Origin of the sequence: Providencia sp. JGM181, assembly GCF_018257375.1 — a bacterium.
In the GTDB taxonomy this organism is placed as follows: Bacteria; Pseudomonadota; Gammaproteobacteria; order Enterobacterales; family Enterobacteriaceae; genus Providencia; species Providencia lanzhouensis.
In genome coordinates this window covers 1-11,490 of sequence record NZ_JAERJY010000119.1, presented here as the reverse complement: position 1 = coordinate 11,490, position 11,490 = coordinate 1, and the positions used below count along the sequence as shown (strand labels likewise).

11 protein-coding genes are annotated in these 11,490 nt (G+C 42.2%); 8 read left to right on the top strand and 3 right to left on the bottom strand.

Annotated elements, in window-relative coordinates:
- The 3 genes from recF to dnaA all read right to left on the bottom strand — a co-directional run.
- Positions 1 to 1,069, bottom strand: a 1,069-nt coding sequence (gene recF, locus JK188_RS13745) for a DNA replication/repair protein RecF (protein WP_211888652.1), incomplete at its 3' end; no start/stop codon positions are given.
- Positions 1,070 to 1,078: 9 nt separating this feature from the next.
- Positions 1,079 to 2,179: a DNA polymerase III subunit beta gene (gene dnaN / locus JK188_RS13740; RefSeq protein WP_211887586.1), complete on the bottom strand. Its 1,101-nt coding sequence runs from the start codon at positions 2,177 to 2,179 to the stop codon at positions 1,079 to 1,081.
- A 5-nt stretch (positions 2,180 to 2,184) separates the two neighbouring features.
- Entirely contained in the window at positions 2,185 to 3,576 is a 1,392-nt protein-coding gene (dnaA, locus tag JK188_RS13735) for a chromosomal replication initiator protein DnaA (protein ID WP_036950671.1), read from the bottom strand.
- Positions 3,577 to 4,379: 803 nt separating this feature from the next.
- Here dnaA and rpmH point away from each other — a divergent pair.
- The 8 genes from rpmH to JK188_RS13695 form a co-directional block, all read left to right on the top strand.
- Positions 4,380 to 4,523, top strand: a complete 144-nt coding sequence (rpmH, locus tag JK188_RS13730) for a 50S ribosomal protein L34 (protein ID WP_004906236.1) — start codon at positions 4,380 to 4,382, stop codon at positions 4,521 to 4,523.
- An 18-nt stretch (positions 4,524 to 4,541) separates the two neighbouring features.
- Positions 4,542 to 4,901, top strand: coding sequence for a ribonuclease P protein component (rnpA, locus tag JK188_RS13725; protein WP_006660612.1), 360 nt, complete (start codon positions 4,542 to 4,544; stop codon positions 4,899 to 4,901).
- On the top strand, positions 4,865 to 5,125 hold the full coding sequence (gene yidD / locus JK188_RS13720) for a membrane protein insertion efficiency factor YidD (protein WP_006660611.1): 261 nt from the start codon (positions 4,865 to 4,867) through the stop codon (positions 5,123 to 5,125). Before rnpA ends, yidD begins: the two co-directional genes overlap by 37 nt.
- Before the next feature lie 2 nt (positions 5,126 to 5,127).
- Positions 5,128 to 6,789, top strand: a complete 1,662-nt coding sequence (gene yidC, locus JK188_RS13715; protein WP_036950675.1) for a membrane protein insertase YidC — start codon at positions 5,128 to 5,130, stop codon at positions 6,787 to 6,789.
- Between the two features lie 111 nt (positions 6,790 to 6,900).
- Positions 6,901 to 8,265, top strand: a complete 1,365-nt coding sequence (gene mnmE, locus JK188_RS13710) for a tRNA uridine-5-carboxymethylaminomethyl(34) synthesis GTPase MnmE (protein WP_187128521.1) — start codon at positions 6,901 to 6,903, stop codon at positions 8,263 to 8,265.
- A gap of 534 nt (positions 8,266 to 8,799) precedes the next feature.
- Entirely contained in the window at positions 8,800 to 9,687 is an 888-nt protein-coding gene (locus JK188_RS13705) for a sce7726 family protein (protein ID WP_336431245.1), read from the top strand.
- 6 nt (positions 9,688 to 9,693) lie between these two features.
- Complete coding sequence (locus JK188_RS13700; protein ID WP_211887587.1) at positions 9,694 to 10,626, top strand: sce7725 family protein; 933 nt, start codon at positions 9,694 to 9,696, stop codon at positions 10,624 to 10,626.
- Between the two features lie 2 nt (positions 10,627 to 10,628).
- The coding region (locus tag JK188_RS13695; protein ID WP_211888651.1) for an RES domain-containing protein at positions 10,629 to 11,490 on the top strand (862 nt) is incomplete at its 3' end.

Below are 11,490 nucleotides of genomic sequence, written 5' to 3'. Positions count from 1 at the left end.
TGCCTTGCTCTACACTAAACATCTTACTGTTGGCATCAATCATATCATTGACTTGCGCCGGTGTAATAGCACTTACAAACACTTGTGCTTGCGTAGCTTTGAGTCGAGCCGCTAATAATTGCCGGCGACCAGAATCAAGTTCTGAAGCAAAATCATCCAGTAGATACAGGCATTGTTGCCCGCTCTGTTGGGTGAAATATTCACCCTGCGCTAACCTGAGTGCACACATTAATAATTTCAGTTGACCGCGAGAGAGCATATCTTCAACGGGAATGCCATTGGCTCGAATTCGCAGGTCAGCTTTATGTGGCCCCGATGCGGTGTAGGTTAACGCTCTATCGCGCTCAAACTGCCGCTCTAACTGTTCTGAATAATCAATTTCTTTGTCCCAACCACGCTGGAAAGAGACTGAGAGTGAAAATTCGGGTAAAAATTGTTTGCAGGTTTGCTCAATATTTTCTGCGATACCTGCAATATACTCGCCGCGCCATTGGCTAATTTGTTCGGAAATTGGGGCGAGTTGCTGATCCCAATGGCGAATTTGCTCATAACGAGTCACTTGTCGTAAAGCCGCATTCCGCTGCTTTAACAAACGTTTTAAGTCCGACCACGTTGAAAAAAAGAGGGCTTCATTATGAAAGCATCCCCAATCGATAAACGCACGTCGATATTTTGGACCGCCATTCAGCAAGGTAAACCCTTCAGGGGTAATGAGCTGCATTGGCAATAACTTTGCGAGTTCCGCAATTTTATGCCCGTCGGTACCATCAATTCGGACTTTGCTGTCGCCTTCACGGTTTTTACTCAAACCCAGCGACAATGTTTTACGTTCGGTGTCTGAGTGTCCCAGTTTACCATGTAAAATAAATTGTTCTTGGTCATGACGGATAACTCTATTCGCCTGAATGCTGCGAAAGGCTCGTCCATGTCCAAGTGTATAAATTGCTTCCAGTACACTGGTTTTGCCACTCCCATTAGGTCCAATTAAAAAATTGAACCCAGTTGCAAGGGAGAGATCGGCGTCTTCTATATTACGAAAATCGCGGATCAATAAACGCGAAAGGATCATACGGACTGATTACAAACGCATTGGCATAACAACATAGACCGCAGAGCGGCTTGCTGAGTCTTCAATTTGTACGCTAGAAACGGCATCCGTTAAAAACAGTGTGACATTTTCGCTTTTCAGCGCGTTCAAGACGTCGAGGATGTAACTGACGTTAAAGCCAATTTCCATCTCACCACCTTGGTAATTAACATCAACAATCTCTTCTGCTTCTTCCTGCTCAGGGTTATTCGCCGTGATGCGTAATTGGTTTTCACTGAAGAATAAGCGTACGCCACGGAATTTTTCGTTAGATAAAATTGCTGCGCGCGAGAAGGCTTGTTTGAGCAAATCACAGCGGGCTTCTAAGGTTTTATCTGGATTCTTTGGCAGAACGCGGCGGTAGTCAGGGAAGCGACCGTCAACGAGTTTAGAGGTAAAGATAAAGTCGCCAACATGAGCGCGAATATTGTTGCTACCAATTTGTAGCTGCAATAACGCATCGCCGCCATCGAGTAGGCGCATCAGTTCCATAACGCCTTTACGTGGGACTATCACTGAATGGGATGGCAACTCTTGACCAATATCCATTGAGCAAACTGCAAGGCGGTGACCGTCTGTGGAGACAGTTCTGAGCATTTGCCCTTCTGTTTCAAACAGCATGCCGTTCAGGTAATAACGAACGTCTTGGTGCGCCATTGAAAACTGGGTCGCTTCAATTAAACGTTTCAGTATGGATTGAGGCAGAGAGAATTCGACTTCACTTTGCCAGTCATCTAAGTTCGGGAAGTCAGCAGCAGGTAAGGTAGATAATGAGAAACGGCTGCGCCCAGAACGCACAAGCAGTCGGTCATCATTAAGCTCGACTTGGATTTCAGAACCTTCCGGTAAACCACGCCAAATATCAAAAAATTTGCGCGCAGGCACCGTGGTGGCACCAATTTCATGCTCACGAGTGAGCGGAACATTGGCCATCATCTCCATTTCTAGGTCGGTCCCCGTCAGTTGCAGGGCACCATCTTTTACCTGAAGTAAAAGGTTTCCTAAAATAGGCAACGTTGGACGTCCACCTAAAGGACCACTAACCTGTTGTAACGGTTTTAATAACTGCTCGCGTTCTATAATAAATTTCATAGCAATTAAGATGATAATGTTCTGATTAGATTTGAAAAATCTTCTTTGATGTCATGGCTTTCTTCTCGTAATTGTTCAATTTTACGACAAGCGTGCAACACTGTAGTGTGGTCACGACCGCCAAAAGCATCCCCGATTTCAGGTAAACTATGGTTTGTCAGCTCTTTCGCCAGTGCCATTGCCATCTGACGCGGACGAGCGACAGAGCGAGAACGACGTTTAGAAAGTAAATCAGCGACTTTGATTTTATAGTACTCAGCAACAGTTTTCTGAATATTATCAATAGTTACCAGCTTTTCTTGCAGTGCTAATAGGTCACGTAACGCTTCTCGAACAAAGTCGATAGTGATAGCGCGACCAGTAAAATTCGCGTTAGCAATAACGCGGTTTAATGCACCTTCTAACTCACGCACATTAGAACGTAAGCGTTTTGCGATGAAAAATGCCACTTCACCGGGCAGTTGGATTTCGTTTTCATCGGCTTTTTTCATCAAAATAGCCACACGGGTTTCTAACTCAGGTGGTTCAATCGCAACGGTTAAACCCCAGCCGAAACGGGACTTTAATCTATCTTCTACGCCGTTAATCTCTTTAGGATAACGGTCGGAGGTCAAAATAATTTGTTGATTGCCTTCAAGCAGGGCGTTGAATGTATGGAAAAACTCTTCTTGTGAACGCTCTTTGTTAGCAAAAAATTGAATATCATCAATCAGCAAGGCATCGACAGAACGGTAATAGCGCTTGAATTCTTCAATGGCGTTATTCTGCAATGCTTTGACCATATCTTGTACAAATCGTTCAGAATGCATATAGACCACGCGAGCGTTGGCCTTGTGCTGCATTATGCTATTACCCACGGCGTGTAATAAGTGCGTTTTACCTAAACCTGTTCCACCATAAAGAAACAGTGGGTTATAAGCGCCGCCAGGGTTTTCAGCAACTTGCCTCGCTGCCGCGCGAGCCAGTTGGTTTGATTTACCTTCAACGAAGTTATCAAACGTGTGTTTTGGGTTCACATTTGAACGGTATGACACGTCTGGTTGAACTTTAGCTGAGTTGTCCCAACTTGGCTTTACGGGTGCAGATGGTGCGGCGAACGCAGGCATTTCATTATTCGTGCGTACTTGAGGGCTCACCGGCGCGATGGTCATCGGTTTATTGCCTACTTCAAAGTGTAGAGCAGGGGCATCAGAACCGCAAAAGTCATTCAATAATTCATTGATATTATTGATGTACTTATCTCTCACCCAATCAAGGACGAAACGATTCGGGGCATACAGTGCCAGTGTATTATCGTTTAATTCAGCTTGAAGAGGGCGTATCCACATACTGAATTCTGTGGCAGGTAGTTCATCCTGCAATCGGGCAAGACATTGCTGCCAAAGCGAAAGTGACACGTTGGACTCCCCTAACAAGGTCAATGAAACAAGAATTACGGATTTCGTTAAGAATTTTTTTACTGGCAACTATTCCATTAGTCACTTTTCGTGGTCACTAAGAGAATAGGGGGCCAGAGAAGGTGTTTGACTAACTTTTACTCACCATATCTATCCACAGCATATTCCTGATCCTCTGATCAGAAATAGACCTGCGATCATACCGCAAAATTCACTCAAGATCTCCATTCTTTTACACAGTTTTTATGCTTTTTATCCACAGGCAAATGTGATAAGGCGGCTCTGGTAGGGGAGAATTTTGCTGGGTGATCGCGGGCAACGACAAATTTTCCACATGTCTGGGGATAACTTTAGCCTATATATAGAAATAATCTCCCAAGATCAAAAAATATTTTCGGATCCCGCTAAGATCCTTGCGCTTTAGGGAGGAGTCCGTATAATCTTCCTCCCTGTGTACACTGCGAATGTCATTTTTTATGATGAATTTAGGCAGCATGGTTTTATGGGTAACGTCAATAAACGCTTGAGTTGATTGAAAGTTAAACTGTTAGACTTGCCTAAAAGGCAGCATAAATGAGTTCCATACGTAGCTTGTCACGGCACATATCGGCAAACCGGTCAGCCAGGTTTAAATAAAAAGTGGTTTGATTACGTCATTTTATTGACGTGACCCCCTATGTTTTATTACAATCCTGCCTCTTTCTATATTGTTGCGATAGAGGCACAGGTGTAAATCAGTTTCCACTGGTTGCCAACGCGTTTACTGAATCAGTAATAAATTTTAAAGTTAGGTAGAAATCGTTATGAAACGCACTTTTCAACCGTCCGTACTGAAGCGCAACCGTTCACACGGTTTCCGTGCTCGTATGGCCACTAAAAATGGTCGTCAGGTTCTGGCTCGCCGTCGTGCTAAAGGCCGCGCTCGTCTGACCGTTTCATCTAAGTAATAAAGCTAGCCCTCTATAGTGGTTACGCTCGCTTTTACCCGGGAGTTACGTTTGTTAACTCCCAGGCATTTCGACAATGTCTTCAAGCAGCCGCAGAGGGCGAGTTCCCCAGAGATAACAATCCTTGGTCGCCTTAACGAGCTGGGGCATCCCCGCATCGGTCTTACCATCGCCAAAAAAAATGTTAAACGTGCTCATGAGCGTAATCGTATCAAACGATTAGCCCGTGAATATTTTCGTTTGCATCAACATGAGTTGCCTTCAATGGACTTTGTGGTTCTGGTTCGCAGAGGGGTAGCCGATCTCGACAATCAACAGATTACGGAATCATTGGATAAGTTATGGCGTCGTCACCGTCGCTTGGCTCAAAAGTCCTGATCATGCTGATCAGAGGTTACCAACTGGCTATTAGTCCGTTGTTAGGACCTCGTTGTCGTTTCAATCCCACATGCTCTAATTACGGAATTGAGGCATTGCGCAGGTTTGGTATGCTAAAAGGTAGTTGGTTAACTGCCAAACGCGTATTAAAATGCCACCCTTTACACGCTGGTGGAGATGATCCTGTCCCACCTAGAAAAACTGATGATAATAGAGAATTATAACGATGGATTCCCAACGCAATCTTCTACTCATCGCTTTGTTGTTCGTGTCGTTCTTAGTTTGGCAGGCTTGGGAGAGCGATAAAGTTGCTCAGGAAACCAAGGCTGTTCAAGTTTCTCAGCAAAAGACGGACATGCCGAGCAGTGCAAGCAATGATGGTCAAGCGGTCACAGGTAGTGAACAAGGTAAGCTTATTGCCGTTAAAACCGACGTACTTGATATTCGTATCAATACTCGTGGTGGTGATATCGATGAGGCTGACCTGTTAGCCTATCCAGCAACCCTGAATTCACCAAACCCATTCCGTTTATTGGAAACCACACCAGGTTTTGTTTATCAGGCTCAAAGTGGTCTGATCGGTCCTCATGGTCCAGACAACCCAGCGAATAACAATGGTCAACGCCCTCTTTATACTTCAGATGCAGCAAGCTTTGAGTTAAAAGATGGTCAAGACGAATTACGTATTCCGATGTCCTTCACCGATAATAACGGTGTGGTTTATCAGAAGACGTACATTCTGAAGCGTGGCAAATACACTGTTGATGTTGAATACAACATTCAAAACCCAACTGCACAGCCTTTAACACTTGCGTTCTTCGGACAATTAAAGCAAACCATCGCTTTACCAGAACAACGTGACACTGGCAGCAGTAACTTTGCTCTACATACCTACCGCGGTGCGGCTTACTCTTCTGATGAAAATAACTATAAAAAATATAGTTTCAGTGACATCGAAGATAAAAACTTAAGCCTGACAACCAAAGGTGGTTGGGTCGCAATGCTGCAACAATACTTTGCAACTGCGTGGATCCCAGCTTCTTCTGAGCAAAGCACTTTCTACACCATTGATCTCGATAAGAAATCAGCCATCGTTGGTTATAAGAGTGAACCTCTGACCATCGCATCAAATGGTGCTGCGACCTACTCTTCTACACTGTGGATTGGTCCTGAAATTCAGTCAGAAATGGCGGAAGTTGCTCCTCATTTAGACTTAACCGTAGATTACGGTTGGTTATGGTTTATCTCTCAGCCACTGTTCAAACTGTTGAAATTCATTCACGGTTTCGTTGGTAACTGGGGTATTGCCATCATCGTTATCACCTTTATCGTCCGTGGTATCATGTACCCGCTGACGAAAGCGCAGTACACCTCAATGGCGAAAATGCGTTTACTGCAACCTAAACTGGCTGCAATGCGTGAGCGTATTGGTGACGATAAACAACGTATGAGCCAAGAAATGATGGCGCTGTACAAATCAGAAAAAGTAAACCCACTGGGTGGTTGTTTACCGCTGCTGATTCAAATGCCAATCTTCCTTGCGTTGTACTACATGTTGATGGGTTCTGTTGAACTGCGTCATGCACCGTTCTTTGGTTGGATCCAAGACTTGTCTGCACAAGACCCGTACTACATCCTGCCAGTGCTGATGGGTGTGACGATGTTTGTTATTCAGAAGATGTCACCAACTACCGTGACTGACCCAATGCAGCAGAAGATCATGACTTACATGCCAGTCGTGTTTACTGTGTTCTTCTTGTGGTTCCCATCAGGTCTGGTTCTGTACTATATCGTGAGCAACTTAGTCACCATTATCCAGCAGCAGGTTATTTACCGTGGTCTGGAAAAACGTGGCTTACATAGCCGTGATAAGAAAGCGAAGAAATAATCTAAATTCCAATCGAGTTTAGAGGGCTTCACAAAGCCAGATTCTATAGTAACATTGAGGCGATCCATTTAGGGTCGCCTCAATTTTTTTAGTCATAGACAGAGAAACATCATGCAAATCAACGATACTATCGTCGCACAGGCAACCGCTCCCGGTCGTGGTGGGGTTGGAATTTTACGTGTATCCGGCCCGCAAGCAGCCCTTGTTGCTGAAACAGTACTCGGAAAGTTACCGAAGCCGCGCTATGCCGATTATCTGCCATTTCGTGATGCAGATGGCTCTGTTCTTGACCAAGGGATTGCTATTTATTTCCCGGGACCTAACTCTTTCACTGGGGAAGATGTTCTTGAACTACAAGGGCATGGCGGTCCTGTTATTCTCGATTTATTACTCAGAAGAATTCTGACCATTGCCAATATCCGTATTGCCAATCCGGGGGAATTTTCTGAGCGTGCATTTTTAAATGACAAACTCGATTTGGCGCAAGCCGAAGCAATTGCCGACCTGATTGATGCGAGTTCAGAACAAGCGGCACGCTCCGCGATGAACTCTTTACAAGGGGCTTTTTCATCCCACATCCACCAGTTAGTGGAAGCGCTTACTCACTTGCGCATCTATGTGGAAGCGGCGATTGATTTTCCGGATGAAGAAATTGACTTCCTATCTGACGGTAAAATTGAAGCCAAATTAAACGAAGTGGTGACGGACTTAGAAGATGTTCGCTCACAAGCTCGTCAAGGGAGTTTGCTGCGCGAAGGCATGAAAGTGGTGATTGCAGGTCGTCCAAATGCGGGTAAATCTAGCTTATTGAATGCGTTAGCGGGGCGTGAAGCGGCGATTGTGACGGATATTGCGGGGACTACCCGTGACGTCCTACGTGAACACATTCATATTGATGGTATGCCGCTGCATATTATTGATACCGCCGGTTTACGTGAAGCTAGCGATGAAGTTGAACGTATTGGTATTGAACGCGCATGGAAAGAGATTGAACAAGCCGACCGTGTTCTATTTATGGTAGATAGCACCACGACGGATGCCACTGAGCCACAAGAGATTTGGCCTGAATTTATGGCTCGCTTGCCAGAAACATTACCAGTCACGGTTATTCGTAATAAAGCAGATAAAACAGGGGAATCTGTAGAATTTGTTGCTGATGCCCGTTACCCACTGATCCGTTTATCTGCTCGTGAAGAAAAAGGCATCGATTTGCTGCGTGATCACCTCAAAGAAACCATGGGCTTCAATAGTAATACAGAAGGTGGTTTCCTTGCCCGTCGTCGCCACTTACAAGCATTGAACAATGCCGCAACCCACCTTGCACAAGGCTATGACCAGTTAGTGAACGCTCGCTCCGGTGAGCTGCTGGCTGAAGAGTTACGCTTAGCTCAGCAAGAACTGAGCGAAATCACCGGTGAGTTTACCTCCGATGATTTGTTAGGGCGTATTTTCTCAAGTTTCTGTATTGGGAAATAAATTTTAGTCCATAACCGTCCGTGTATGTTCCCTAACCAATATTAACTACCTGTTAATACGGATTTTACTGTTTGTACTGATGCGGGGACATCTGCTATTTTTGTGCCCATAGTAAAAATGCTATGCTATCGTTCGTTTTTTTACGCTAAAAATCATAAATCATGGGAACAATAAGGAGGTGAAAAGTGATGCTTTCAGATTCTAAACTTCGTTTATTATTTCCAAGAGATCATTCTTGGCAAGTTTAGAAAAACTTATGAGGTCAAATAAGAAAAATGACTCATTGTCACAAATTAATTTTAAATAGTTAAGTACCTTACTTTTAACACTTCAACATGCAGTGAAGAACCACTGAAATTTAAAATAATCCATTAAATTCAATTGGTTGATATTTTCTTGTTGCAGATGGACAGTATCAATAATGTGACAAAAGTTAGCTAATAAGTTATCATCATAATAGTTATATAACTCACTGAAAGTAACTAATAATATGAGAGATAGTTACCATTAAGTATAAACATTGTGAGGATAGATGTGCTAAATCCTACGCAACTCTCAGCGTTATCAAGGATGTTTTCTTCATCAGTGATTTCTGAGATAGCCAAAAAAGGTCAGTCACCGCTGTTTTCAAGATTGCTGTCTGAGGCATCTGTTTTTGAACGTGATGACGCAGATAACGTAACTATTGGCGATGCCTTTGATGCAGCATTTTCTTTGCTCAGACGCTCAGGTTTGAGAAATGAGTACGTCTATCGTTCTGCGTTAATTCAAAATATATTATTAGGGCGTCATTCTTTGCGGACCGCCAGTATGCTTACTGAATTTAGAATAGGCTCTAGCAAAGCAGACATGGTTATTCTTAATGGCTGTGGAACTGTATACGAAATAAAATCAGATAGAGATTCACTTGCCAGACTTGAGAGCCAAATAGAGAATTATAGAAAGGCATTCAGTAAGATCTACGTCATTGCAGGGGCTGCACATATTCAAGATATTTTGGAAAAGACATCAGAATATGTAGGGGTGATGAGTTTGGTTCGATGGAATAGAATTAGTATTGTACGAGAAGCAAAAGAGAATACTGAATTTATTTGTACTGCAACTCTTTTTGATTCATTAAGACTCAGTGAAGCTATAGATATCCTGAATGAGTTAAATATTGATATTCCCAATTTACCCAATACATTAATGCGTAATGCAATAAGAGGTATTTTTACTGAACTAAATCCAATTGATGTACAAAGCTGCATGATCAAAACTTTAAAAAGGACGCGTAATCTTGCTCCATTAAGTACTTTAATAGCAAACTTACCGAATGCATTGCAAAGTATAGCCCTAATGGTTCAGTTACGTAGTAAGGATCGAGACCGCTTAGTTGAGACGTTGAATAAACCTCTTAATGAAGCATTTAAATGGGTTTAAAAACTTATGTACTATCCATATTTTAGAGGTAAGCAGTTTGAATTAATAGCAATTCGAGAAACAGCAGAGGTAATGGCTCAGGTTGGCTTCATTCCAATTATTGAACCAGTTAAAGAAACCCTTAATGGATTAGAAAAAACATTAAAAGCTATCTGTGAAGCTAAAGGCGAAGCTATTGTAATAGTAAATCCTTCATATGGTGACCATTCAACAAATGGACATAATATCTCTCAATTATTGAAAGATAGTTTTCATGGGCATAATAACATTTTTGCAGGGATATTATTAAATGAAGGGATGGATGAAGAAAATATAATAGATTTGCTTGATGAACATGTGGAACATCAACCTTGCTTCATCCACTCTGGATTTTCTGAACCTCGTTCTTTATCAGAAAAAACAAATGGTCGAGTATTCAAACACATTTTCTTAGAGCTTTACTGCGGTAAGCTTTACAGAAAACATTTTACCGACGGCGAAAGAATTTTAATTCGTGACGGTTTCAAAAAAAGAAAAAATGCTGATTATCCTCCTATTGAAGAGTTTTCTGACCTTCACATAACCTTCGAAGAAGAAGGAATGAATGGATTTGGTGATTTTCTAATCGTTGGGGATGACTATACTGAAGGCGGTGGCCCAGCATATGCTGTAGCAATACATCTCACGTTCTTAGAATCTAAAAAAGAAAATGTTATGTATATTTACCACTTTGTTTCAACAACAAGAGATACACCAACAGACCCCGCAGGGAAATTCGGTCAGGCACTTGAAAAACTCATCACTACAATAAATGTGAATGGCTCTCCTGTATTGGAGACTTCAGCTATTTTAGAATTTAGAGCCTTGCATGAAAAAGGCCATTTCCCAGGATTGGGAACCGTCAAAAAACTATCGATGAGGCACCATGTTGAAACATTAGCTAATTATTTTAAGGACTAAAAATGATTAGAATGTGTTGCGCTGAATGTTTCAATGATGATGGGCTGAAAAATAATATAATTCCTACATTGAAGCTACAAAAAGGAAACTGTTCTTTTTGTAATAGTCAAAATATTGATATTATTGACCCTAAACTCTTGTTGGATTATTTTGAACTTTTGATAAATATCTATGAAATAAATCCTGAAGGGAAAAGCCTTGTTGAATGGCTAAAAATAGATTGGTGTTTATTTTCCCATCCAACAATGGACAATGCTCATGCTAAAGATTTATTGGGAGAAATTCTCGATAACGGAGATATAGTACGAAAGAATTTTTCTCCCTCCGCAAACTATAAAAGTAATGGCCTTGCACAATGGGATACATTACGCGATGAGATTCTTCACAAAAATAGATACTTCCTTGATGAGAAAATCGACACTCAAAGATTACAGGAATTACTTAACCACTTAAAAGCACTTAATATTCCAAGAAAATGGTTTAGAGCAAGAATTAATCAAACAGACGCACCATATAATATTGAAGACATGGGAGCACCTCCAAGTCGCTATGCTAGCCATGGACGAGCGAACCCAACAGGCATTCCATACTTATATTTAGGCTCTATGCCAGATACTGCGATCTCTGAAATTAGGCCACATACAGGTGAAATAGCAACAGTAGCTGAATTTGAAATTTCAGAAGAACTAATTATTGTTGATTTGAGAGAACCAAGAAGACATGTTTCTCCTTTTGTCCTATCTGATGCACAAGAGATAGGCAAGATGCGGGCAGACATACCTTTTTTAGAAAAATTAGGAGAGGAGTTAACTCGTCCTGTATTACCTCGAAGTGCTGCCATTGATTATATTCCCAGTCAATATT